The sequence below is a fragment of the Bacteroides sp. L10-4 genome (genome assembly GCF_013373675.1).
Classification (GTDB): Bacteria; Bacteroidota; Bacteroidia; order Bacteroidales; family Bacteroidaceae; genus Bacteroides; species Bacteroides muris.
This window is the reverse complement of sequence record NZ_JABXJH010000041.1, coordinates 24904-49596: the sequence shown is the minus strand read 5'-3', so window position 1 is coordinate 49596 and position 24693 is coordinate 24904. Positions and strand designations below refer to the sequence as shown.

The following is a 24693-nucleotide window of genomic DNA, read 5'->3' as shown; positions in this document are numbered from 1 at the left end:
GGATTATGTCTCGACTGACAATCTGTTCTACGCTGTCAATCGAGGCCTGGCGGGGCTGGGCAAATCCCACTTTATCAACTTCTCCAAAAGAGCCTGATATGTTCATTTATTTTTCTGAATTACTTATAGATTATGGATACAGCAATTGTTAAAGCCAAGAGAATCGAATGTTTTATCGGATTATTCTTATTACTTCCGCCCATTCTTGGTGTTATCGCTTTCGTTCTGCAAATTTTTGAAGCCGATACAGATTTTTCTATGATGAGAGAACTTTCTTCTGCCTGGACTGCTAAATATGACCAAGGAGGAGGCATGTCTGCAGCTCCAATTTATTTAGGAGTAATGGCCTTGGCTGGAGTATATTTAATAAAGGATTCTATACATTATTTGTTTGTAAAAATTGAGGATAAAAAATAACAAAAAAAAGCCGACATTCAAACTCATATGAAATTGAATGTCGGCTTTGTAAAGTTTTAACAACTGATTAGCTTTTCAATCCACTCATCAAAGTGTTTACATTTTGAGCGAAGTTCATCAATGCCAATGTGTTTCGTTACGAATTTACCAGTTTTAGGTTTATTATAATTATAATGTGTCTTCTTATCTCCTTCTATTGCTTTTATAATACGTTTACTTGGTGCAGTTTCTGGGCTATTGTTGATTAACTCTGGATTACCTACTTTTTGTAACGCTTGAGTTAATTGTCCACATCTTTTTTCACAACCAGGGTAGAGTTTTTCAATGTATTCAATACCACAAAATAGAAGAGCTTCGAATTCATGAAGTTGAATATAAGGAATAAAGCGTTTATCATTTATTGCATCTGCAAAATCTTTTTCCAAATTAGATACCTTTAAATATGGGTCACTAATTGTTTTTCTTTTTTCAAAACCAGGGAAATCATCAGGAAGAGCATATAAATCAAACATTGTCGTAAATATGTGTCTTTCATAATCTCCATCTATTTTCGTTTGTTGCAATAGGTTAAGGTCTGTTAAAGCGTGATTATATGTCAACATTCCACCTCGAGCATTCTTCTTTTTATTCGTTGTAATCAAAATGCCCTTTACACCTGTTATACCATTACCTTGAAGGTATGGACGCAAAACCTCCTCTACAAAACCTTGCTCTGTCTGCCCTTCACATAAAATATGGATTATTTTAGCTTTCATACAGGACGTCCTCCTATAATATTTTTATCCCATAATTCACTTACGGTGTATTTTTGAAGCCATAAATGGTATTCCTCATCGCTTAAATGAGTAACTGTGGTAGACTGAGTTTCTTTATCCATTTCAATGACAGAAATATTATCTATGTCAAAATGGTCTACCAAATCTTTACTTTGAGTAGCAATAATAATTTGTGCATGTATTGAAGCATCTTTTATCATCTCTGCAAGTTGAGTTATAGCATATGGATGTAAACCTAACTCTGGTTCATCAAGTATTATCACATTTGGCATAGTTTGCGGTGGCTGTAAAAGTAAAGTAGCCAATGCTATAAATCGAATTGACCCATCAGAAAACTGATACGCGTTGAAACGATAATCTGTGGCAGAATTATCCATCCAACGTAAAGAAATAAACCTATTATTAGGTTCAAGATAGAAATCTTGAAACTGTGGAACTACATCTCTGACATAATCAACTATTCTATTGTAGGAATTTATATAATTGTCACGTAGGAACAAAAGAAAAGAAGGTAAATTATTACCATGTGATTGTAGATAATTTGTTGTTTCTACGGGACAAACCTGACGCAAAGGACCTTCTACTGATGAATCATGAAATTGGTATACTTTACAATATGATAGCATCTGAAAAATCGTTTTTGCTACAGGATTATCGCTTTCTGCAAGGGCAGATTCTTTAAATACAGGCTCTAAAGTAACTTCGTAAGGTTTTACTTTTCCTTTACGGTGCCATACAATGCGTTCTTCTGTAATAATTAACCTGTCTGGAGTCGCATTTGACAATGAAAAGCTGTATGTATCAATTGATTTTGAATCGGAAAATTTTATTTCACCAGACATTACTGGCGTTTTTTTTGTGCCATAATGTAATAAAGCATTGGAAGTGCCAGACATTTCAACATATTTCCCAAATGATTTGCTCATCATATAACTTAACATTCGAAAAAAGCTAATAATATTACTTTTTCCAGCACCATTTGCACCTAACAATATACTAACATCATTAAGTTTCAATGTTACAGGTCTATTAAAGGCGATAGATTTATAACCTTTAATTGTCACTTCTTGCAATTTGGTCTTTGGGTAAGTCTTAGCCATTATACTAAATTTAAATTTGTTGCAAAAGTAATGATAAAAACATAAACACACGAAAAAACGAAGAGAAAAACAATTTCTATATGATTAATTCGTATCTTTGTGCCATCAGAGTTATCACGTTGAAGCATAACAATGAAGAACTCAGAAATACGAACGGTTGCTATCTCGTTACCCTATTTTCAAGCAGTTCGACCAACCGACTTATTCTAAGCGAGTTATCTTTTCTTGCAAAAGTTACATAAAAAACTGAAACTCTTAATACTTCTCCTGAAATTTCTTGTAGAAGACAAGGAATAAAATAAATCCCACTAGTGCAAACGGTACGCCTGCCAATGCGGGATAACGGTATCCTCCACTCAAGGCAAGACCTCCGATATAGGCTCCGACAGCATTCCCCAAATTGAAAGCCATCTGCACACAAGCGCCTCCCAACATCTCTCCTCCAGGGGCCACACGAATCATCAACACCTGCTCCGGGCTGGAGACGGCAAACAAACCTGCCGTACAGAGTGTCATCAGTATTGCCGAACACCACGGATGGGGCGAAAGTAAAAATATCAATAATAAAACCACACATATCATCCCTTGCACCACCGTACCTACCTTTCCCGGAGTGTACCGGTCGGACATGCGCCCACTGACCAGATTGCCGACAACCATTCCGAATCCTGCCAGTACCATCAGCGCTGTAATGCTTTCCGCACTAAAACCGGAAACCTCGGTCAGCAACGGGGTGATGTAGCTATACCAGCAGAATACGCCACCGTTGCCCAAAGCCGTAGCTCCCAATATGAGCCACGGCGCCGGCTTCTTCAAAAAACGGAACTGCCCTTTAAATCCCGTGTCTTTCAGACCTTCGACCTGCGGCACCCAACGCCAAATGTAATACAGTGTTATCAATCCCCAGGCACCTACCAGCAGAAACGTGGCACGCCAAGACAGTGTATGGCTCAACGAAGTACCCAACGGCACCCCAAACAGATTGGCCACAGTCATTCCCGCTATCATAATTGAAACCGCCTCCGAGCTTTTCCCCTTATCAGCCAATTTTCCCGCAACAATGGAAGCCACTCCAAAATAAGCGCCATGAGGAAGCCCGGAAACAAAACGTCCCAACAGCAAGACCCAATAATTGGGCGCCATAGACGCACAAATATTACCCACAATCATCAATGTCATCAAAACCAGCAGAATCTGCTTCAACGGACGCTTGCGGGCCAGAAGCAGCATGGGCGCACCAAAACAGACACCCAACGCATACGCAGAGATGAAATGACCGGCCACGGGAATGCTGACTTCCAAATCAGTAGCCACATAGGGCAAAATACCCATCATCGTAAATTCGGCAATCCCTAGCCCCAATGTACCGAATGCCAATGCAATAAGACTCTTCTTCATACCTTAAAAAACAACCTATATTTTTTACCGGGCGCAAAGATAATGACATTGCATTCTCCAAATAAAAAGGATACCGAATTATTTTCAGTATCCTTCTTCATTTTTTATCTTATATCAATTGTATACCCACCATTAAAGACTTCTCCCGGCGCCAAATGCTGCATCCAGTCCTTATCCTTATATTCGCCCTTATAACGGGCACGGTCACAACGCCCGTACCACGGCTCGATGCAGACAAACGGGGCATTCTTGGCCGGAGGCGACCACAACCCCACCACCGGAGTGTCGAAATACAGACTCAGATAAGGTTTCTTCTCCTTATCATATAATGTAACTTCTTTCACTTGACTGTTTTCCAGAATCAGGGCATCTTCATCAAAGGAGTGTATGTCCAAAGGCAGCAGGCCGTCTGTCAACCCAAGCAAATATTCCTTATCCGGGGCGGCACAGCCTTTTTCGGAGATAAGGATATAGTGCAAACCTTCCGTCTTATCAAAGCCGAAATATCCACAGTCCGTTGTCTCCGCATCATAGTCCGGGTAATAGAAAGCCGGATGGGCTCCTATCTGGAAGTGCATTTCACACGTTCCGGTATTGATGACTTTCCAAAGCACTTCAATCTTCTTTCCCTCTATCCGATAGCCTATCTCAAGACAAAACGGGAAAGGATATTTCTTGTGTGTCTCTTCGTTGTCAACCAACCGATAGCGCACCTCATCTTCCTGTTCAAGCACCAATTCAAACTCCATATCGCGGGCAAAACCGTGTTGCGTCAACGCGTAGGAAACGCCTTCGTGGCGGTATTCATTCTCCCAAACACTGCCTACAATGGGAAAAAGCACTGGAGAATGTCGTTTCCAGAAAGCAGGGTCTGCCTGCCAAAGATATTCTTTTCCATCATGCAAGATGCTGCATAACTCGGCCCCATGTGGGGAGACTTTAATTGTCAGTTCTGAATTAAAAAGTGTTCTCATATCATATATATCATTTTTTGAATGGATTTCTCCACTCTCATCAATTTGTTCCAAAGATACAAAATAGGACTCTTCTCACCTCAACTCCTAACAAAAAACTTCCCGACTAGCAATAAAAAACTTCCTAACTACTGATAGTAAAGTTTGCAAGTATAGAGATAAAGAATTACCTTCGCCCTTGGTTTGTCTATCCCAAGCCTTGGGATAGAAATCCCCAACCTTGGGACACGCATCCGCAACCTTGGGATAAACTTTGCAAACCCCGAAGACGAACGAACCTCATAACAACATCACCATCATGGCAGAATACAACATGCAGGAACTGAACCTGCCGGGAGAAGACGGCAAACGCATCCTCTACCCACGAATGAAACTATACGGGCAGGTGGACCTGGAAACCATCACCGAAAAGATAGCATACGCCTCATCCTTCACACGAGGCGACATCATCGGACTGATGCAAGCCGTCACCGACGAAATAGCCTACCAGATGGGACAAGGCTACTCCGTGAAGATTGACAACTTAGGAGTATTCACCCCCGCCCTCGGCCTGCGCCAAGACCGCGAACGGGAGACGGGCGAAGAAGGAGACACCAAGCGAAACGCAGCCAGCATCTGCCTGAAGGACATTCACTTCAAGGCGGACAAAGAACTACTGTACCGTACAGCCCGCCAGTGCCATCTGAAACGTTCCGCCGACAAATTCCAACGCTCCTCACAGATGTTCTCTCCGCAGGAACGGCTGGAACGGGCAAAAAAGTACCTGGAGAAGAACAGCTTCATGACCCAAGCCGACTATTGCCGATTGACCGGCTTATTGAAGTCCGCCGCTTCCCGCGAGTTGCGCGAATGGATAGCCAATCCCGAATCGGGCATCGACTATAAAGGAAGAGGGACACACAAGATTTATATTTTAAAGAAACAGTAACCCGCATCCATTGAAGCCATAAGAACCATGAAGATACTACATACCAGCGACTGGCACCTGGGACACACCCTCTACAACTACGACCGCACTGCCGAGCAGCAAGCCTTCTTACGGCAACTCGCCTGCATAGTGGCCGAAGAGCAGCCCGACGCCATGGTGGTGAGCGGAGACATCTACCACTACTCCGCTCCTGCCGCCGCCACGCAGAAGATGTACACCGACGCCATGTTGGACATTCACCAAGCCTGCCCCGGAATGACCATCGTAGTCACTGCCGGAAACCATGACAGCAGCTCGAAATTGGAGATAGACAGCAGCCTGTGGCAACACTTCGGCTTGAACGTTGTGGGAAACATCGAACGTACGGCCGAGGAAGTGAACCTGGACAAGCACATCATCGAGGTGGACAATGAAAAAGGGACAACGGGCTACGTTATTGCCGTGCCCCACGTCTATCCGCAAAACTTCCCCTTGCTGGACTCTGAGACACCGCGCGACCAACGGCAGGCACGCTTCTTCCAAGCGTTGCTGGACGAAGTGAAAAAACGGAATACGGCACAGCTGCCCGTCGTCCTCATGGCTCATCTCTCCATCGAAGGCAGCGACCGCAGCGGACACGATGAGAGTATCGGCGGAATAGAGTATGTTCCCCTCAGCGCTATGGGAGAAGGGTACGACTACCTGGCACTCGGGCACATCCATTGCCCTCAGGACATCAAAGGCAGTCATCACCACGCACGCTATTGCGGTACCCCCCTCCCCGTCAGCTTCGACGAAACCTATCCGCACTCCGTCTCCATCGTCAAGTTGGAGAAAGGTGCAGAACCACAAATCAGTACAAGGGAAATTGAAAATACAATTCCCCTCGTCACGCTTCCCCATGACCCGACGCCTTTCGAAGACGCCCTGAAATTACTGGAAGAATACCCGAAAGAGAGACCTGCATACCTCCGTCTGAATGTGCTGACAAAAGGCTACCTGCCACCCGACTGCAACGAAAAAGCCTCGAACGCCGCCAAAGGCAAGGCATGCAAATACTGCTACATCAAGACCACCCGAGAGCGGCAGGCTGACACTGACGAGAGCAAGCATATCTCCATCCAGGAAATGCAGGAAATGTCTCCTCTGGAAATTGCCAGACTCTACTACCGCGAAACCGAAGGAGAAGAGATGGATGCGGAGCTTTGCCTGTTGATGGAAACTGCCGTGCAAAAAGTAAAAAGCAAGAACAACCCATAATCATCCGTCCGGAACATGAAACTCCAGAAACTCACCATAAAGAACCTTGCCTCCATAGAAGATGCCGTCATCGACTTCGAGAACGGACCGCTAAGTGAAGAATCCCTCTTCCTTATCTGCGGAGAGACGGGGGCAGGCAAGACAACCATTCTCGACGCCATCTGCCTGGCACTCTACAATGACACGCCCCGCATGGACCATGCCGAGAACGAAAAATACAAAGACCTGAACCAGACTTTCTCTGCCAAAAAGGAAGACATTGCCATCAACGACAGCCGGCAACTGATGCGCCGTAACACCAGTGAAGCATGGACGGAGCTGGAGTTTACCGGCTCGAACGAAACGCCCTACACCGCCCGATGGTACGTGGCACGGGCGCACCGCAAGATTTCAGGAACCGTGCAGGATGTGCGCTGGACATTGGAAAACAGAAAGACCGGCATACAACTCAACAAAAAAAATGAGATAAAAGCGGAAATACAAGCTGCAGTGGGGTTGACCTTCGAACAATTCTGCCGCACCACCATGCTGGCGCAAGGCGACTTCACCAAGTTCCTGCAAAGCAAGGAAGGCGAAAAATCGGATATTCTGGAAAAGCTGACCGGCACAAGTATCTACTCCGAAATAGGTGCCGAAATATATGCCTCCACCAAGCAAAGACGGACGGAATACGAAAACCAGAACCGGAAGCTGGAAAGCATCCACATCCTGGCAGAAGAAGAAGTCGCCGCAATCAAGGAAGCCATAGCCACGCAAAATGCCGGAGTCAAGGAAGCCAATGAGCAGAAGACCATCGCCCTCGCTAGACGGGACTGGCTGAAGAAATACGCCGAACTCCTCCTCGCCTGTGAACAGCAAAAGAAGATGTGGGAAGGGAAGCAAGCGCAACTGCAATCGAACGAATTCAAACAGAAAGAACTGCTGATTAAGGAATGGAATGCCACCGCCGATGCCCGCAACTGGCTCTCTACCTTGAAACAGCAGCAACAGCAACAACAACAGAACCATGCACAAGCCGGGATGCTGAAAGCATCCTTTGCCCGGCTGGACGGAGGAAGCAAGTGGCTATGCAGTTTCCTAAAAAAGCAAGAAGACAAGCTGCATCGTGCCGAGAAGTACTTGCAAGAGCACTCGCCCTTACTACCCATGTTCGAGCAAAGCCAGTCCATCATTACCGGCCTAAAATCCGCACTCGATGCCCAAACGCGCATCGGCACCTACAACGCGCAGCTTGAAAGACTTGCCGCACAACAACCCGTGAAGGTTAAAGAGCGCACCGATAAGGAAGCCGCCCTCGCCCGGAAAGAACAAGAGAACCATGCACTGCAAAACGAAATAAACCTACGGAACAAGCAGCTTGAAACCATAGACCACCCTGCCCTGCAGGACAAGAAAAACAAACTCGACACCGGACGGGAGAACCTGCTACAAGCCTTGAATGCCTTGTCTCTGCTGGCTGAAACGGAAAGGACACTGAACGAGGCAAAGGAAAACGAAAAGACGTTGAACGCCAAAGTGGAGGCGTGCCAAAAGCAATACGTCCTCCTGCAAACGGCATTCGACAGCAGGAAAACAAGTTATGATGACATCCGCATCCTGTACGACAAGCAAAAGGAAGCCATAGAAGAGTGGGCAAAGGAAGCACGCTCCCGGCTTGTCGTCGGGGATACTTGCCCCGTGTGCGGACAAGAAATAAAATCGCTCCGCAAAGATGAAGATTTCCAGTCTGTCCTTGCTCCCATACGCACATCCCTGGAAACAAGAGAGAAAGAATACAAGGAAGCCGAGCAGGCATTGAACAACAACCGGACAGAATCCAAGACCTACGGAACACTGGCAGAGAATGCCCGTCAGTCTACAGCAAGAGCACTCCGGAGCTACAACCTTGCCCATACCGACGCACAAGCCCAATGCGCCCGATGCAACGGCATCGGCCTCTCCGACACCATCGGCGAAACTCTGAAGAAGCTATTGGAAAAGAACAAGCTGGAATCGGAAAAACTGAACGAAAAGCTCACGGAAGTTCAAAGGCTCAGCACACAAATCACAACTCTGCAACGACAAAAGGACGAATGCCAGAAAAGCGTGGACGCTGCACGCCAAGCCTTCAACTCTGCCGACAGAAGGCTGAATGAGCTGAAAAACAGCATCGTCAATTACGAGTCGCTCACCGCCAACGAAAAGGAGAACATACGTGCCACCATGGACCGCATCACTCCCCACATCCTCTGGGAGGGATGGAACACGGAATGGGAAAACTCTCCCCTCTCCTTTATTGACCGCCTGACGCAAGCTACGCGCAACTACCGGCTGGCACAGGAAAAACAAAGAGAACTGAAGTCCGCCATTGCCCTTATCCATAAAGAGCTGGAAGGGATAAACATAAACAGGAAAAGCATTGATACCGCATTCCCCGACTGGCGAAACGCACCTGCAGCAACACAGGAAACGGAAATCAAAGAGCTGGGGATAGCCTGGAATAATCTGAATGCACAAGCAAGCGGACTGAAACAAAGCATATCCTCCACCGCAGACCAGATGGCAAGGCTGCAAAAGGATTTAACCGGATTCTATGCCGTCAACCCCACCCTCGACGAGGAGCGTATCACAGTCCTATCCGCTTGGTCCGGCCCACGGATAGAAGCATTGCGTGCCTCATTGCAGACCCTTAAAGAGGAAGAAGTAGCTGCATCGACCGCCTTTCATCTGACCACCGGACAAGTGGAAGAGCACATCAGCCGGAAGCCCGAAATAGAAGAAAATGAAAACCTCGAAACCCTGGATGCACTCATCGCGAATCTCGAAGAAAAGATAACCGTCGGCAACCAGTCCATCGGCCAGCAGAAGTTACGTCTGGAAGAAAACATGCGCAACATCGACCGGATAAAGGAAGAGAAGGAACATGCTGACCGGCTACGCGAAGAGTATCTGAAGTGGGACCGCCTCTGCCGCCATTTCGGTGACGAACGGGGAAAAAACTTCCGCAACATAGCCCAGAGCTTCGTCCTGAAAGAGCTGCTGGCAGGTGCCAATTTCTATCTGCAACACTTGACCGACCGCTACGAACTGGAATGCCAGGCCGGCTCGCTCACTATCCTGCTGCGCGACTTCCATCAAGGAGAAGCGGCGCGTCCGGCATGCACCTTGTCGGGCGGTGAAAGCTTCCTGGTATCTCTGTCGCTTGCCCTCGGACTTTCTTCCCTCAGCCGCCAGAGCCTCTCGGTAGACACTCTGTTCATAGACGAAGGCTTCGGCACACTGAGCAGCGACTACCTGAACACCGTCATGGATACATTGGAAAAACTACACCAGATGGGTGGCAAGAAGGTAGGCATCATCAGCCACGTGGAAGGACTGAAAGAACGCATAAAGACCCAAATACAGGTACGGAGAATAGACAGTTCAAGAAGCGAAATAGAAGTGATGAATACCCTCTAAGCCGGTATCGGGATAAAGAAAACAAATGTTTTTCGGCTCTCGATAGTACAAGCACCTGCATTATTGTGTATTTTTGCACATTCATAAAAAAGAAAAGACAATGAAAAAGTTCATGAAAGGAGTCCGGTTTACTCCTAAAAACTATTCCGACGAAGTAGAAGCCAAAATTCAACATTATAAGAAAGAAGGGTATAAACTGCCGATGCGAAGCGCACTCCGTACCGAGGAGCAGTTGGCCGGTATCCGTGCAAGTGCCAAAATCAACACAGCCCTGCTGGATTATCTCTCCGAGAACATTCGAGAAGGTATGTCCACAGCCGAAATTGACCACATGGTGTATTGCTTCACCACAGACCACGACGCTATCCCCGCTCCCTTCATGTACGAAGGTTTCCCCAAAAGTGTATGCACCAGCATCAACGATGTAGTGTGCCACGGCATTCCCAGCACCAGGGAATTCCTGAAAAGCGGTGACATTGTAAATGTCGATGTATCCACCATCTACAAAGGTTACTTTGCCGACGCCTCACGCATGTTCATGATTGGCGAAGTCAGCCCCGACATGCAGAAGCTGGTACAGGTCACCAAAGAATGCCGTGACATAGGCATACAAACCGCACAGCCTTGGGCACGCCTCGGTGATGTAGGTGCCGCCATCCAGGAACATGCGGAAAAGAACGGATATAGCGTGGTACGCGACCTTTGCGGACACGGCTGTGGCGTCAAGTTCCACGAAGAACCGGATGTGGAACACTTCGGCAAACGTGGAACGGGCATGCTGATAGTACCCGGCATGACGTTCACCATCGAACCGATGATTAACATGGGAAGCTACGAAGTCTTTATCGACGAAGCCGACGGATGGACCGTCTGCACAGACGACGGACTGCCTTCTGCCCAATGGGAAAGCCAAATCCTGATTACTGAAGACGGAAACGAAATATTGACACAATAAGGCGGACACTTCAAAACATCTATGGAGATATTATTACTGATTATAGGGACAATCATCGGAACCGTAGTCGGCTATCTGGCGGCAGACCGCAAGTCTGCCGCACTGAGGGCGGAAATCAGCGGGACAAAGAAGGAAATAGAATTATTGAAGCTGCAGAAGGAAGAAGCCGAAGCATTGCACAAACGCATGAACATCGAGTTCGAAAATCTCTCCAACCGTATCTTCCAGAGCAAAGCCGAAGACTTTACCAGGCTGAATGCCGAACACCTGGGCAATCTGCTCCGTCCGCTGGGTGATAATCTGAAGGACTTCCGTCAGAAGGTGGAACAAGTATACAGTGCCGAAGCCAAAGAACGTTTCTCGCTGGGAGAACGCATCAAGGAACTGGTGGAACTGAACAATCGTCTCAGCGAAGATGCCAACAACCTGACCCGTGCCTTGAAAGGAGATTCGAAAATGCAAGGCAACTGGGGTGAAATGATTTTGGAACGTCTGTTGCAAGCCTCCGGACTGATTGAAGGAGAACACTACTTCCGTCAGGAGTTTCTAAAAGACGAACGAGGCGAAGCCATCATCAATGAAGAAAGCGGGCAAAAGATGCAGCCCGACATCATTGTAAAGTACCCCGATGAACGGGAAATGATTATCGACTCCAAAGTGTCGCTGACAGCATATGCCGCCTATACCTCCGCCGAAAGCAAGGAGGAACAGGCACACTTTCTGAAAGCACACCTGCAATCCGTCCGCGCCCACATCGACGAACTCAGCCACAAGGACTACTCGCACTATGACGCTCAATCGCCGGATTTCGTTATGATGTTCATCCCTACCGAAGGTGCTTACTTCCTCGCCATCCAAAGCGATGCCCACCTCTGGGAATATGCCTACAACAAAAAGGTGGTACTGATGAACCCCACCAACCTGATTAGTGCCCTGCGCCTCTCGCTCGACCTTTGGAAGAAAGAGAACCAGGTAAAGAATGTGCAGGCTATCATCAAGCGCGGCACCATCTTATATGAAAAAATTGCAGGCTTTACCGACACCTTCCTCGGTATCGGCGACCGGCTGACCAGCCTGCAAAGGGATTACGACAAAGCCTTCAACCAGCTTTCGGACGGTAATGGCAGCGTAGTGCGCCAAGCCGAAATGCTGAAAGGCATGAGCCTCACTCCTAAGAAACGCATTTCTCCAAGATTGCTGCCCAAAGACACCCTTCAAGAAGAAACAGAAGAGGACAACAACAACACTCAATAAAAAAACATCCAACATGGAAACTCTGAAGGACTGCATTCTCCTTCATCAATATCAAGGAATAAAGAAAAAGCGACGAAAAATCCACTCCACTTTCTTTCATTAGAGAGGAAATGACCCGAATAAAAAAACTCCGGCAAAACCATGAAGGCCATGCCGGAGTCTTTTTATTATCTCAAAACGGACAAGGAAGATTATCCGCCAAAGTTATCGAACATCAGGTTCTGAGCCGGAACACCGAGGTCGTCAAGCATCTTCTCAACAGCTTTCGACATAGGGCCGGGACCACACATGTAGTATTCGATGTCTTCGGGAGCTTCGTGGTCTTTCAAGTAAGTCTCGTAAATTACGTTGTGTACGAAGCCCGGAGTATACTTCACGCCCGCTGCATCGGCGGCAGGGTCGGGACGGTCTAATGCAAGATGGAACTTGAAGTTTGGGAAATCCTTTTCTATCTGCAGGAAGTCTTCCAGATAGAACACTTCGTTCAACGCACGCGCACCGTAGAAGTAGTTCATCACGCGGTCTGTAGTGCGCAGTGTCTTCGTCATGTGCATAATCTGTGCACGCAACGGAGCCATACCGGCACCACCGCCGACCCACATCATCTCCCTCTTGGAATCGAATATCGGATGGAAGTCTCCGTAAGGACCACTCATGATTACCTTATCACCCGGTTTCAAGGTAAAGATATAAGAAGAAGCAATACCCGGCATTACATCCATGAAGCCCGGACCCTGATCTTTCGGCTTGAACGGAGGCGTAGCGATACGTACCGTCAACATGATGCGGTCGCCCTCGGCAGGATAATTGGCCATAGAATAGGCACGGATGGTTTCTTCGTCATTGCGGCACTTCAAGCCCAACAGACCGAATTTCTCCCATGCAGGCAAGTATTCCTTACCGATAAGTTCCTTGTCGATATCCTTATCATAATCCATCGAATATTTAGGAATCTTAATCTGCGCGTATGAACCCGGAACAAAATCCATGTGCTCGCCTTTGGGCAATGCAACGATAAACTCTTTGATGAACGTAGCCACATTCTTGTTGGAGATAACCTCGCACTCCCATTCTTTCACGCCCAGCACGCTTTCGGGAACCTTGATGGCCATATCACCCTTCACCTTCACCTGGCAACCCAGACGCCAGTGGTCTTGTATTTGCTTACGGCTGAAGTGCGGAGTCTCAGAAGGCAGGATTTCACCTCCGCCTTCCACCACCTGGCATTTGCACTGTCCGCAGGAACCTTTACCACCACAAGCGGAGGAAAGGAACACACCATTTACAGACAGCGTATTCAGCAATGTAGAACCGGAAGCTACGTCCAGTTCCTTCTCGCCATTGATAGTCAGTTTCACATTACCTGAAGGCACCAGGAAATTCTTGGCAACCAGCAGGATAACAACAAGCAGGAGGACAACCACGAGGAATACTCCAATGCTTGCTAATATCATATTCATATCCATTGTTTTATTCCTTTCTTTTAGATGTTCAAACCAGAGAAACACATAAATGCCATTGCCATCAGACCTACTGTGATAAACGTTATACCCAGTCCTTTCAGTGGAGCCGGAACGTCAGAATAGGCCATTTTCTCACGGATGGCAGCCAAGCCTACGATAGCCAGCAACCAACCGATACCTGAACCAAACGCATAAGAAACAGCATCAGCAATACCACCGATGAATTTCGGATCGCTCTCGCCCAGCGTGATGCGCTGCTGCATGAAAAGAGAAGCACCCATGATGGCACAGTTTACAGCAATCAGCGGCAAGAAGATACCCAGTGAAGCATACAGCGAAGGGCTGAAACGCTCTACAATCATTTCCACCAACTGAACGATAGCTGCAATTACGGCAATGAAAAGAATAAAACTCAAGAAACTGAGGTCAACGCCTTCAATGATTGCGTTGGCAGCCAGCACCTTTGTCTGCAATAAATAGTTGACCGGAAGTGTAACTACCAACACGAAAGTTACGGCGATGCCCAGTCCCACAGCAGTCTTCACATTCTTTGATACGGCAAGGTAAGAACACATACCGAGAAAGAATGCGAATATCATGTTGTCCACAAAGATAGAGCGGACGAATAAACTTAATAAATGTTCCATAATCTTTATAAGTAGTTAAGTAGTAAGTAAAAAGTAGTAAGTAGAAAAATGATTCAGAGTATCTGATTCCAACTACTGGTACTGAATGCTGACTACTTCAAATTATTACTTTTCCTGCAATTCTTTGTGACGTGCACGCTGATACCAGATGATGCAGGCACAGATAATCAGTGCCATCGGCGGCATCAGCATCAAGCCGTTGTTCACATACCCCAACTTCTGCAAAGGCTCATAGTTCAAGATGTTGAAACCGAGCAGTGTTCCCGAACCCAGGAGTTCGCGGAAGAAAGCTACGATTACCAGAATCTTGGCATATCCCAAACCGTTGCCCACACCGTCAAGGAAAGACTCCCAAGGACCGTTCTGCATGGCAAATGCTTCCAAGCGTCCCATCAGGATACAGTTGGTGATAATCAAACCTACATATACAGAAAGCTGTACACTTACGTCGTAAGCAAAAGCTTTCAGAATCTCACTTACGATAGTCACCAATGCGGCAACCACCACCAACTGAACAATGATACGGATACGGTTGGGTATCGTCTTGCGCAACAGTGAAATCACTACGTTGGCAAATGCCGTAATCACCGTCACCGAAAGACCCATCACGATGGCGGGCTCCAGCTTGGCAGTAACAGCCAAAGCAGAACAGATACCCAATACCTGCACGGTGACGGGGTTATTCAGTCCCAGCGGAGTAGAGAATACTTCTTTATTCTTCTTTGAAAACAATTGTCCCATATTCTTATTCCTCCTCATTATTATTAGTTAAAAAGTTCTTGTAGCTGTTCAGACAAGCCTTCAACATGGCATCCACACCAACAGAAGTGATGGTACCACCGGAAATGCCGTCTACCTGATAGTCAGCTTTTTCTACCTTGCCGTTCTTCACAACACCGAGAGCTATCTCACCATTCTCAAGCGTCTTCTTACCGGGGAATTCTCCCTGGAAGTGTGCGCTTGCGATTTCGGCACCCAGACCCGGAGTTTCGCTGGCATGGGAAAAATAAACACCGTAAACGGTATCCTTGTCGCTGTTCAGCGCAACATATCCCCAGATAGCACCCCAAAGGCCAGCACCGTAAACGGGAAATACATATTTTTTTTCACCATCAACCTCTGCTACGAACACGTGCAGACGGTTATTTTCTTTGGCTTCCTTCTCGTAAGCGGTGGCAAACGCACCGGTATTCTCTGTCAGAGTACCGTCAACGTTCATCAGCATATCGCCCTTTACATATTTATTATATTCGGCTTCAGCATCCTTCACGTCCTTGACGTTGAGCGCAGCAAGAATCTGCTTCTTCGTGTCAAGTTCCACATTCTTGTTCTGCGTCTCGCGCAAGGAAGAACTTACGAATGCCAGCAGGAATGCAACGATAACAACCATTACCGAAGCATAAATGATAGTATAACTATTACTATTGGTATTCATTTCTTTTCCGGTATTTAATTGTTAGACTTGATTGCACGTTTCTCGCGACGGCTGATGTTACCCTGTACCACACAATAGTCAATCAGCGGAGCGAAGATATTCATCAGCAGGATGGCAAGCATCATACCTTCGGGATAACCGGGGTTCAGCACACGGATAATGATTGCCATTGCACCAATCAGGAATCCGAAGATATACTTACCGGTCTCCGTGCGTGCCGATGTAACGGGGTCGGTAGCCATGAACACGGCACCGAAACAGAAACCACCCAGCACGAGGTGCTCGTACCACGGCATCTGCGCCATCGGAGTATCGGGCCCGATTGCATTGAACACCCATGCCATGAAGGCACCGCCTACGAATACGGAGAACATCGTCTTCCAGCTTGCAATGCCCGTCCACAACAGCAGGATGGCACCCAAGGCAATGGCGATAACGCTTGTCTCGCCGATGGAACCCGGAATAAGACCGGTCACCATATCCCAAGAGAACTCAGGAACAGTGCCCGAAGTAGCGGCAGCACCCAGCGGAGTAGCTACCGTCAGACCGTCTACCGACTGTCCCAGACCGAGGATACTGTCGTCCGATACCCAAACGGCATCACCGGACATCTTCGTAGGATAGGCGAAGAATAGGAATGCACGGGTAATCAAGGCCACGTTGAACACGTTCATGCCCGTACCACCGAATACTTCCTTGGCAAAGATTACGGAGAATGCAGTGGCAACTGCCAGAATCCACAACGGGCAGTCCACCGGAACAATCATCGGAATCAAGATACCGGAAACCAAGAAGCCTTCCTGAATCTCCTCCTTCTTCCACTGAGCCACTACGAACTCAATGCCGAGACCTACCACATATGATACAATGATTTTTGGCAATACAGCCAGGAAACCGTAGATGAACATTTCCCAGAAGCCTCCGGCAACACCAGTAGCGTGGAAATGCTGGTAACCTACATTATACATACCGAACAACAGCGCCGGTACCAACGCAATGACCACCATCGACATGATGCGTTTGCTGTCAATGGAGTCGTGAATATGCGTTCCCGATTTCGAAGTGGCATTGGGCACGAACAAGAATGTTTCGAAGCCATCGAACACCGACTGAAATGCGTGGAATTTGCCGCCCTCTTCAAAGTTCGGCTTTATCTTGTCGAGATAATTTCTTAACGCTTTCATTTATCAAATTGATAATTGAGAATTGAAAATTGAGAAATAGCTGCGCTACATTATGCCAGGCAACTCATATCACAACGTTCAACTATCATTTTTATTTTTTAATTCTTAATTCTTAATTGCATTACGCCATTTCGGCACGGAGCATATCGAGTCCGGCACGTACGATACGCTGCACTTCCACCTTGGAAGAACATACGAATTCGCAGAGAGCGAAGTCCTCGGGAGCTACTTCGTAGATGCCCAGAGCCTCCATACGGTCAATATCACCTGCAATAATTGCTTTCACCAAATATTCGGGGAAGATGTCCATCGGGAATACTCGGTCGTATTCATTGGACATAATCATGTGACGTTCACCACCCTTGATACGGGCATCTATCACATATTCCTTCTTACCTATCAACCAGCTGAAGTAAGAGCGGCTGACACTGAATTGATTGAAGCGCGGCATAATCCAACCCAGCATTTCATGGATTTCGTCTCCTTCGGGAATCACTGTCAGTTGATTGTGGAAAGAGCCGAGGAAACCGTTCGGAGCAACCTTCTTACCGGTCAGCACGTTACCGCTGATGTAGCGAAGATCTTTGCCGGTAGTCACGTTTCCTTTGAAAACGTTCGTCAGCAAAGCACCGACTTTCAGCTTGCAATAAGCGGGTTTCAACACTTCAGAACCTGTTACGGCTACCGTACGGGTCAAATCTACACGACCGGTATTCATCAAACGTCCGATGAAGAGTACAGCTTCGGCACTGATAGTCCAAACCGTTTCGCCCTTCACTACGGGAGAGATGTGGTTAATCTGTACGCCCACGTTACCTGCCGGATGCGGTCCGTCGAAAGCAGTCACGGTAACGTTCTTGGCCTGCACAAGAGCAGCAGCCTTCTGTTTTACACTAATACCCAGATACGTCTTTGCCATCTTTGACAAAGCGTCGAGCCCCGTCTGGAAGTTTGCTTCTTCTCCTTTCAGAGCGAATTCGAAATCGGGAGCCAGCGGATTACTGTCGAAAGCCGAAATGAAAATAGCTTTCGGAGTCACCGTCGGGTCAGCGATAACGTCGTACGGACGTTGGCGGATGAAAGCGAACATACCTGCCTGCAAAAGAGCTTCCTTCACTTGCCGGCCGTTCATCTTGGACGGGTCCATCTTGCCGAATTCCTCATAGTCTTGCTCAGTGGCAGCCTCTACGACGATGTTCAGCACCTTGCGGCGCGCACCACGCTCCACGCTTGTCACTACGCCACTGACGGGCGAAACAAATTTCAATTCAGGATGATTCTTGTCGATAAACAAGGGTCCCCCGGCCATCACATATTCCTGCTCTTTGACCACCACTTTCGGAGTGATGCCTGTATAGTCATCGGGAACCAGCGAATAGAATCCCGGTTCCTTAACAGACACAAGTTCCTGTGCAGCAGTGCCTTTCAGGTTAATGTCAAGGCCTTTACGTAATTTAATTACATTTGCCATGCGTTTATTTAAAATAATGGTTTCATTAATTTGCCGCAAAAGTAGCAAAAAAGAACGTGAATAAAGAGTAAAAAAGAAAGGAATTACGGAGAAATTTCCGTAATCCCTTTCGTTAACGAACACGAGAATTAAGAATTAGGGGGTTAGGGAATTAAATATTAGCCCCCTGCGGAGTTTTAACGCAGCCCATTAGTCCCTAATCCTTATCATCACTTTTCTTCTGCAAACATCGGGTCCCATGCCGGCAGGCGGATAGGTTTTTGTTTGAACAATTCCATCACTTTGGCAGGAACATACTTTGTCTCCACCACCAAGCGGAACATGTATTCGTTGAACCACTCATCGGTCATGATGAGATGTCCCTGATAACCGGAGGCGGCTCCCCAACTGTTCTCTACCATCCATTTCAAGGGTTTCCCGTCCTTGTCCAGGTCAACGGCCATCAGGGTCATGGCGTGGGAAGAGCCGCTGGAGAAGGTCTGGATACGTTGCTTCTTGTCCATCCCGAAGGTGGTGCCCATCAGTGACTCGTAGTCATAGTTTTTCACATCAAGCAGGCCGCGCTCGGAATTCAGGAACTTGCCCACATCGCAAGAGAAGTACATCATGGTGCTGTCCTTCAAGGAAGCGATGGCCATCTCTTTGATGTCCTCTACGGGCAGGTTGACATAAGTCCAGTTCTTACCATCGTAACGATGACGGTCGTAGTCTATTTCATAACACTTGTAATATTCGCGGCTGGGGTCGTTCATCAACATTACGTAGTTGGTCAGCAGTTGCTTGTCTCCATATTTCTCAAGGAAGGACATAGGAGTGTGATGCTCTGTCTCCACGGGATTCCCCTTGGCATCGTGACGGACATAGTCGAACTCCGTGGGAGGTACACCGAGATTCAGCACCAGCATGCGGTAGATGGTTCCGAGCATCGTGGTTTTCTCCTTCTCCAAAGTTGCTGGCTTGGCACCGGCAGCAGCCATATCACGCAGTTGCAGGCCATACTCTTTCAATTTCAGAGAGATTAGATTAGCCATGCGGGAGGTGTTTTCACTGCTGTTTGTTTCGGGCATGGCATCTTTAGGCACAAGGCCGTATTTAGAGACGATATCAGCCACACCGGTGAAGGTGCCTCCGTCGCTTAACGGATGCTGGAAGAGCCATTCTACAGTCTTGTCGGCCAAGGGACTCTTGGCTGTGTCGATAACGCCCTGCAGGAAAAGATTGGACTTCTCCAGCTGGTCCCAAAAGAAGGGATAGATTTCGGAAAACTCGAAAGACTGGAAACCGTATTTGGCAAGGGTCTTGGCACGCATCACGTTGAGCCCGGTGAACAGCCAGCAACGGCCGGACGACTTCTGGTCGGTGATGCCTCTGGACTCTACCTTGACGGAGAAGTGGGTATTCATACCCTGCATGTTCTCCTGGTTGAGTGCCAGTCTGCGGATGTCGTTACTGCCTATGGCATTGCGGAGAGCCTTGTCGGCAGCCGTGCCTTGATAACTTTGCTTGATTTGTCCAAGCATTTCGGGGCTGATGCCGCCTTTTCCTTCCTGTGCCTGCACAGAGAGCAGTGCGGCACCCAGAACAATTACAGATAAAAATCGTTTCTTCATTCAGATTATGTGTTTTTAGTTATTGATGTCTTGCTTCGTGGAGCAGCAGACAAAAGTAATGCCTTTTTTGATAAATTTAGCGACATCTTTAGATTTATTATCTATTACCGTGAAAACTATTCGAGATAAAATAGTTTCCTTTGCACCCACATTTCGTAAGACATGAAAAAATATATACCAAGCATTATCGCACTGGTGCTGTTTGCCACCACCTTTTATACCCTGGAACTGACTGCGGCCACCACGAACGACAGCGTTCCTGCACTAAGCCCCAAAGAGCTACGCAAGCAAAAGGTAGCACGCCGGAACCTGCATTACAATATTCTGGGCGGGCCCAGCTACACTCCCGACTTCGGTGCCGTGCTGGGAGGAAGTGCCTTGATGACCTTCCGCATGAATCCCAGCGACACCACGCAGCTACGCTCCGTAGTGCCCATGGCCATCGCCTTCATGTTCAACGGCGGTATCAACCTTTTCTCCAAACCTCAACTCTTCTTCAAGGGCGACCGTTTCCGCATCTTCGGAAAATTCAGCTACAAGAATACGGAAGAAAACTTTTACGGCATCGGCTATAATACCAATAAAGATTACGTACGAAGCGACAGTACCAGCAAATACCGGTACAGCGGTGTGCAAATAAATCCTTGGTTCCTCTTCCGACTGGGCAACAGCAACATCTTTGCCGGACCTCAAATAGACATCAATTACGACCACTTGACAGAGCCCGGCAAATTTCTGGCAGACGAACCTTCGTACAAAGAGGCAGGCGGTACGGCCAACGGCTACAACAACTTCAACTCCGGTCTCGGCTTCCTGCTGACATACGACAGCCGCGACGTCCCCGCCAACGCCTACCACGGCATGTATCTGGATTTCCGAGGCATGATGTACGCCAAATTCATCGGCAGCGACCAGACCTTCTACCGCCTGGAGATAGACTACCGCCAATACAAGTCACTGGGCAAGCGCAGAGTGCTTGCGTGGACGGCACAGACAAAGAACGTGTTCGGCAACGTCCCACTGACGCAATATGCCCTCACCGGAACGCCTTTTGACCTGCGCGGCTACTACATGGGGCAATATCGCGACAAGTCCTCGCACGTGGTCATGGCAGAGTACCGGCAGATGCTCAATACTGACCGAAGCACCCGGCTAAAGCGGATGCTCAATCATATCGGGTTTGTAGCTTGGACTGGCTGCGGCTTCATGGGCCCCACTCCCGGCAAGATAGAGGGCGTACTGCCCAACTATGGTGTAGGACTTCGCATTGAAGTACAGCCACGCATGAACGTACGCCTGGATTTGGGCAAAAACACAGTAAACAACCAAATGCTGTTTTACTTCAATATGACAGAAGCGTTTTGAGTAACGCCTTGCCCCGCCGTATCCACCCGTCTCCCTCCTATGGGAAATGATGATTAAAAGGCTTTTAATTACATCTCACTCACAAGATTATTCAACCTCACCTCTATTGGAATCCTGCTTCCTTATTACATCGGCATGCCTTGAAGCACAAACATTACATCCTGAGACACTAATATTCTGTTTTTCCTTTCTTTTTCTTGCGCATCGGCAAAAGATTATCCATGCTTTTGGCAATCACGTTCCTTTTTCCTCAAAAAAACAGCAAACAAGAAAAAGGCATGAGCAAAATCTTGCCTGAGGCTGGACTATCCTGCCGACAAGCTACGGCATCCTCCGGGTGACCGACGACAGCAACAGACGCAGCCATCGTAAGCTGGAACTCGAAGAAAATATGCCAGACACACCGATATACTATGTACAGAGAATTCCACTTTGTCAGGTTCTCATTTATGCAAAAATATCACTCCGCTGGATATAAGCTATCACATCGCCCTTATTGACCACATCCCCTTGCTTGGCACAGACGTCTACCACACGTCCAGTAAATCCGGTCCATATCTTCTCGTATTCGCCCCACGGCGTAGAGATGTAGCAGAACACCTCATCATGCTGGTACTTGCGTCCGATGAAAGGAGCAGAAGAAGGACCTTCGACGGAAACCTCCCAAAGCACTTGCCCTTTGGAAGGTGCGATTATCGGGTCTGCCTTGGCACGCTTCAACTTTTTGATTTCCTCCTCCGAATATCCGCTCTTGACCATAGCTGCATCCTTAGCACGCTGCAAATCATCTTCAAAACGCTTTTTGGCTACACCGGACTTATAATCTCGATACTGACGGTCGTGCATGGCGAGTTCAAAGAGTTCCTCGTCATCGTCACCATATTCCCAACCGCTTTCGTCCATCTCCTTCCGGTATGCATCCAAGGCATCCGGATAGTTCAGCTGCGGGTCTGTATCCACGAACTCAAAGCCCTTGGACTTGGCCAGTTCCACTATCTCGGGCGCCAGAGTACCGGGCAGACGTCCGCTCTTGCCCAGAATCATGTCCCACGTATGGTTGTCTATCATCGTCCAGCGTTCCTCTCCCTTCACCTGCTGCATGAGGTTCATCAGAGCCACATTCTTCACATACTGGCTGAAAGGAGTCACCAAAGGAGGATACCCCAGCTTGGGCCATACATATTCCACTTCATCGAACAGCATGACGAGCAGGTCGTCCAGACTGAGCTCCGGCTCGTTCTTGCCACGCAGTATCATGTTGATGCCGGAATGCACTCCCTTCAAGTCGGCCATCATGGAGCCCATCATGCCGCCCGGCAGACCGCACTTCAGCAATAGCGAGGACATATGCTTGTTGGTGGGGTCCATGAAGTAACCCAAGAAATCGTCGATGAACTCCTGCGTCATGGCACGGGCTTTCATGTAGGCCTTCATGTTTATGTCGGGCACCTGGAAGCCCAAGTCTTTCAGCATGGCCTGCACGGAGATGATGTCCGGATGAACCTTACCCCACGACATGGGCTCCATCGCCACATCAATGATATCGGCACCGTTCTCGCAGACTTCGAGAATGGAAGCCATGGAAAGTCCGGGACCGCTATGCCCGTGATATTGTATCAACACATCGGGGTACTTCTCCTTTATGGTTCTGACAAGCTGCCCCAGCATACCCGGACGTCCGATGCCTGCCATGTCCTTCAAGCAAATCTCGGGTGCTCCGGCTTCAATCAGCTGGTCGGCAATGCCGACATAATATTCCACCGTATGGACGGGAGAATACGTGATACAGAGCGTGGCCTGCGGTATCATGCCCGCTTCCAGGGCATACTTGATGGAAGGAATTATGTTCCGTGTCTCGTTCAGTCCGCAGAAAATGCGAGTAATGTCCACTCCCTGGGCATGCTTCACCTTGTACATCAGCCGGCGCACATCTGCCGGAACAGGATACATACGCAATGCATTCAGCCCGCGGTCAAGCATATGCGTCTGTATGCCTGCTTCCCTGAAAGGTGCGGTAAAAGCGCGTACAGCCTTATTGGGATTTTCGCCGTACAGAAGGTTTACCTGCTCAAAAGCTCCTCCGTTTGTTTCAACACGTGCAAAACAGCCCATTTCAACAATCAACGGAGCAATGCGTACCAACTGGTCTACCCGAGGTTGATACTTACCGGATGACTGCCACATGTCCCGGTAAACAAGACTGAATTTAATTTCCTTTTTCATCATAGTCAATAATAAGAGATTTTTTTTCTTTGGTTAACTTAACATATACAAATATAAAGGATTATTCTGACATATAGTCGTAGAAAACCCTTAAAAAATCAGCGACAATAATATGTTATATATCATATTGCTACTACCCAATTATTATCAGATGAAATCTTTCAGTTCATGCTGCAACTTCTGGCGCGTAAAGAAGATGCGGCTTTTCACCGTTCCAAGCGGAAGGCCGAGACGTTCGGCAATCTCGCGGTACTTGAAACCGGACACGTGCATGGAGAAAGGAACTTTATAGTCGCGTGGAAGGGCGTTGACGATACGGTACATTTCTTTCAGGTCGCAAGCACCTTCGGTACTGGCAAAACCGGAATCCTGGGGCATGCTGAGGTGATACTGGTTGTCCGTTTGATCTACAAAAATCTGTTCCCGAACTATTTTACGATAATTATTGATAAAGATGTTACGCATGATGGTATACATCCAACCTCTGAAATTGGTACCGGTTTCAAATTTGCCTTCGTTATCCAAAGCCTTGAGAGACGTCTCTTGCAACAAATCATTGGCTTCTTCCCGGTCAGCTGTCAACTTGTATGCAAAGCGAAGCAGTTCTTCTTGCAATGCAAGCAAATCTTTTCTAAAACTGTAAGTATTCATACTTTGCTCAATTTTTAAATAGTTAATAATAGTTTAGTTAATACGTTTGCAAGTATAAGGAAGATTTGAAGCTCCAGAGGACGGAATACGGTTTTTCTTGGGGATAAAAACTATCATTTGACAGTTTTCACCCCCTTTCTGATAGTTTACAGGTGATATTATATA

General features: G+C 47.6%; 20 protein-coding genes. 7 read left to right on the top strand and 13 right to left on the bottom strand.

What is annotated here, in order from left to right; all coding sequences use genetic code 11:
• Window positions 1–132: 132 nt before the first annotated feature.
• Window positions 133–417 carry a hypothetical protein gene (locus HU824_RS13470; RefSeq protein ID WP_016272682.1) on the top strand — a complete coding sequence of 95 codons (285 nt, stop codon included), beginning with the start codon at window positions 133–135 and terminating at the stop codon, window positions 415–417.
• Window positions 418–473: 56 nt separating this feature from the next.
• On the opposite strand, the gene HU824_RS13465 is transcribed toward HU824_RS13470, so the two are convergent.
• From HU824_RS13465 to HU824_RS13450, 4 genes are all read right to left on the bottom strand, one after another.
• Window positions 474–1172, bottom strand: a complete 699-nt coding sequence (locus HU824_RS13465; protein ID WP_016272683.1) for a DUF4276 family protein — start codon at window positions 1170–1172, stop codon at window positions 474–476.
• Window positions 1169–2293, bottom strand: a complete 1125-nt coding sequence (locus tag HU824_RS13460) for an AAA family ATPase (protein ID WP_016272684.1) — start codon at window positions 2291–2293, stop codon at window positions 1169–1171. Before HU824_RS13460 ends, HU824_RS13465 begins: the two co-directional genes overlap by 4 nt.
• Window positions 2294–2548: 255 nt before the next feature.
• On the bottom strand, window positions 2549–3691 hold the full coding sequence (gene araJ, locus HU824_RS13455; protein ID WP_136010504.1) for an MFS transporter AraJ: 1143 nt from the start codon (window positions 3689–3691) through the stop codon (window positions 2549–2551).
• Window positions 3692–3795: 104 nt separating this feature from the next.
• A complete protein-coding gene (locus HU824_RS13450; RefSeq protein WP_176469116.1) occupies window positions 3796–4665 on the bottom strand; it encodes an aldose 1-epimerase family protein in 870 nt (289 codons plus the stop codon).
• Window positions 4666–4963: 298 nt separating this feature from the next.
• Between HU824_RS13450 and HU824_RS13445 the strand changes: the two genes are divergently transcribed.
• The 5 genes from HU824_RS13445 to HU824_RS13425 all read left to right on the top strand — a co-directional run bounded on the left by HU824_RS13445 (window position 4964) and on the right by HU824_RS13425 (window position 12479).
• Window positions 4964–5593, top strand: a complete 630-nt coding sequence (locus tag HU824_RS13445) for an HU family DNA-binding protein (RefSeq protein WP_176469115.1) — start codon at window positions 4964–4966, stop codon at window positions 5591–5593.
• A 27-nt stretch (window positions 5594–5620) separates the two neighbouring features.
• Window positions 5621–6832, top strand: a complete 1212-nt coding sequence (locus tag HU824_RS13440) for an exonuclease SbcCD subunit D C-terminal domain-containing protein (protein WP_176469114.1) — start codon at window positions 5621–5623, stop codon at window positions 6830–6832.
• 15 nt (window positions 6833–6847) lie between these two features.
• Window positions 6848–10270, top strand: a complete 3423-nt coding sequence (locus HU824_RS13435; protein WP_176469113.1) for an AAA family ATPase — start codon at window positions 6848–6850, stop codon at window positions 10268–10270.
• A gap of 100 nt (window positions 10271–10370) precedes the next feature.
• Window positions 10371–11225: a type I methionyl aminopeptidase gene (map, locus tag HU824_RS13430; RefSeq protein WP_136010509.1), complete on the top strand. Its 855-nt coding sequence runs from the start codon at window positions 10371–10373 to the stop codon at window positions 11223–11225.
• Window positions 11226–11246: 21 nt separating this feature from the next.
• A complete protein-coding gene (locus HU824_RS13425; RefSeq protein WP_176469112.1) occupies window positions 11247–12479 on the top strand; it encodes a DNA recombination protein RmuC in 1233 nt (410 codons plus the stop codon).
• Between the two features lie 191 nt (window positions 12480–12670).
• Here the strand turns inward: HU824_RS13425 and nqrF are convergent, their stop codons facing one another.
• The 7 genes from nqrF to HU824_RS13390 all read right to left on the bottom strand — a co-directional run bounded on the left by nqrF (window position 12671) and on the right by HU824_RS13390 (window position 20289).
• Window positions 12671–13945, bottom strand: a complete 1275-nt coding sequence (nqrF, locus tag HU824_RS13420) for an NADH:ubiquinone reductase (Na(+)-transporting) subunit F (RefSeq protein WP_136010511.1) — start codon at window positions 13943–13945, stop codon at window positions 12671–12673.
• Window positions 13946–13962: 17 nt separating this feature from the next.
• The gene (gene nqrE, locus HU824_RS13415) at window positions 13963–14589 is read right to left on the bottom strand and encodes an NADH:ubiquinone reductase (Na(+)-transporting) subunit E (RefSeq protein ID WP_136010512.1); all 627 of its coding nucleotides are present in this window, start codon (window positions 14587–14589) and stop codon (window positions 13963–13965) included.
• 105 nt (window positions 14590–14694) lie between these two features.
• A complete protein-coding gene (locus HU824_RS13410) occupies window positions 14695–15330 on the bottom strand; it encodes an NADH:ubiquinone reductase (Na(+)-transporting) subunit D (protein ID WP_136010513.1) in 636 nt (211 codons plus the stop codon).
• Window positions 15331–15334: 4 nt separating this feature from the next.
• Window positions 15335–16024, bottom strand: coding sequence for a Na(+)-translocating NADH-quinone reductase subunit C (locus HU824_RS13405; protein WP_176469111.1), 690 nt, complete (start codon window positions 16022–16024; stop codon window positions 15335–15337).
• 14 nt (window positions 16025–16038) lie between these two features.
• On the bottom strand, window positions 16039–17208 hold the full coding sequence (locus HU824_RS13400) for an NADH:ubiquinone reductase (Na(+)-transporting) subunit B (RefSeq protein ID WP_136010515.1): 1170 nt from the start codon (window positions 17206–17208) through the stop codon (window positions 16039–16041).
• A gap of 121 nt (window positions 17209–17329) precedes the next feature.
• On the bottom strand, window positions 17330–18679 hold the full coding sequence (locus HU824_RS13395; RefSeq protein WP_176469110.1) for a Na(+)-translocating NADH-quinone reductase subunit A: 1350 nt from the start codon (window positions 18677–18679) through the stop codon (window positions 17330–17332).
• A gap of 209 nt (window positions 18680–18888) precedes the next feature.
• On the bottom strand, window positions 18889–20289 hold the full coding sequence (locus HU824_RS13390) for a C1 family peptidase (RefSeq protein WP_136010517.1): 1401 nt from the start codon (window positions 20287–20289) through the stop codon (window positions 18889–18891).
• A gap of 162 nt (window positions 20290–20451) precedes the next feature.
• Here HU824_RS13390 and HU824_RS13385 point away from each other — a divergent pair, with 162 nt between their 5' ends.
• Complete coding sequence (locus tag HU824_RS13385; RefSeq protein ID WP_136010518.1) at window positions 20452–21654, top strand: BamA/TamA family outer membrane protein; 1203 nt, start codon at window positions 20452–20454, stop codon at window positions 21652–21654.
• A 447-nt stretch (window positions 21655–22101) separates the two neighbouring features.
• Here HU824_RS13385 and HU824_RS13380 read toward each other — a convergent pair whose 3' ends face one another.
• Window positions 22102–23877, bottom strand: coding sequence for a biotin/lipoyl-binding protein (locus tag HU824_RS13380; RefSeq protein WP_136010538.1), 1776 nt, complete (start codon window positions 23875–23877; stop codon window positions 22102–22104).
• 147 nt (window positions 23878–24024) lie between these two features.
• Window positions 24025–24528 carry an RNA polymerase sigma factor gene (locus HU824_RS13375; protein ID WP_136010519.1) on the bottom strand — a complete coding sequence of 168 codons (504 nt, stop codon included), beginning with the start codon at window positions 24526–24528 and terminating at the stop codon, window positions 24025–24027.
• Between the last annotated feature and the right edge of the window lie 165 nt (window positions 24529–24693).

What these genes read in the sequence shown, in the direction of transcription:
- HU824_RS13470 (WP_016272682.1), top strand. Translation starts at nt 133, where the DNA reads ATGGATACAGCAATTGTTAAAGCCAAGAGAATCGAATGTTTTATCGGA.
- HU824_RS13465 (WP_016272683.1), bottom strand. Translation starts at nt 1,172, where the DNA reads ATGAAAGCTAAAATAATCCATATTTTATGTGAAGGGCAGACAGAGCAA.
- HU824_RS13460 (WP_016272684.1), bottom strand. Translation starts at nt 2,293, where the DNA reads ATGGCTAAGACTTACCCAAAGACCAAATTGCAAGAAGTGACAATTAAA.
- araJ (WP_136010504.1), bottom strand. Translation starts at nt 3,691, where the DNA reads ATGAAGAAGAGTCTTATTGCATTGGCATTCGGTACATTGGGGCTAGGG.
- HU824_RS13450 (WP_176469116.1), bottom strand. Translation starts at nt 4,665, where the DNA reads ATGAGAACACTTTTTAATTCAGAACTGACAATTAAAGTCTCCCCACAT.
- HU824_RS13445 (WP_176469115.1), top strand. Translation starts at nt 4,964, where the DNA reads ATGGCAGAATACAACATGCAGGAACTGAACCTGCCGGGAGAAGACGGC.
- HU824_RS13440 (WP_176469114.1), top strand. Translation starts at nt 5,621, where the DNA reads ATGAAGATACTACATACCAGCGACTGGCACCTGGGACACACCCTCTAC.
- HU824_RS13435 (WP_176469113.1), top strand. Translation starts at nt 6,848, where the DNA reads ATGAAACTCCAGAAACTCACCATAAAGAACCTTGCCTCCATAGAAGAT.
- map (WP_136010509.1), top strand. Translation starts at nt 10,371, where the DNA reads ATGAAAAAGTTCATGAAAGGAGTCCGGTTTACTCCTAAAAACTATTCC.
- HU824_RS13425 (WP_176469112.1), top strand. Translation starts at nt 11,247, where the DNA reads ATGGAGATATTATTACTGATTATAGGGACAATCATCGGAACCGTAGTC.
- nqrF (WP_136010511.1), bottom strand. Translation starts at nt 13,945, where the DNA reads ATGGATATGAATATGATATTAGCAAGCATTGGAGTATTCCTCGTGGTT.
- nqrE (WP_136010512.1), bottom strand. Translation starts at nt 14,589, where the DNA reads ATGGAACATTTATTAAGTTTATTCGTCCGCTCTATCTTTGTGGACAAC.
- HU824_RS13410 (WP_136010513.1), bottom strand. Translation starts at nt 15,330, where the DNA reads ATGGGACAATTGTTTTCAAAGAAGAATAAAGAAGTATTCTCTACTCCG.
- HU824_RS13405 (WP_176469111.1), bottom strand. Translation starts at nt 16,024, where the DNA reads ATGAATACCAATAGTAATAGTTATACTATCATTTATGCTTCGGTAATG.
- HU824_RS13400 (WP_136010515.1), bottom strand. Translation starts at nt 17,208, where the DNA reads ATGAAAGCGTTAAGAAATTATCTCGACAAGATAAAGCCGAACTTTGAA.
- HU824_RS13395 (WP_176469110.1), bottom strand. Translation starts at nt 18,679, where the DNA reads ATGGCAAATGTAATTAAATTACGTAAAGGCCTTGACATTAACCTGAAA.
- HU824_RS13390 (WP_136010517.1), bottom strand. Translation starts at nt 20,289, where the DNA reads ATGAAGAAACGATTTTTATCTGTAATTGTTCTGGGTGCCGCACTGCTC.
- HU824_RS13385 (WP_136010518.1), top strand. Translation starts at nt 20,452, where the DNA reads ATGAAAAAATATATACCAAGCATTATCGCACTGGTGCTGTTTGCCACC.
- HU824_RS13380 (WP_136010538.1), bottom strand. Translation starts at nt 23,877, where the DNA reads ATGAAAAAGGAAATTAAATTCAGTCTTGTTTACCGGGACATGTGGCAG.
- HU824_RS13375 (WP_136010519.1), bottom strand. Translation starts at nt 24,528, where the DNA reads ATGAATACTTACAGTTTTAGAAAAGATTTGCTTGCATTGCAAGAAGAA.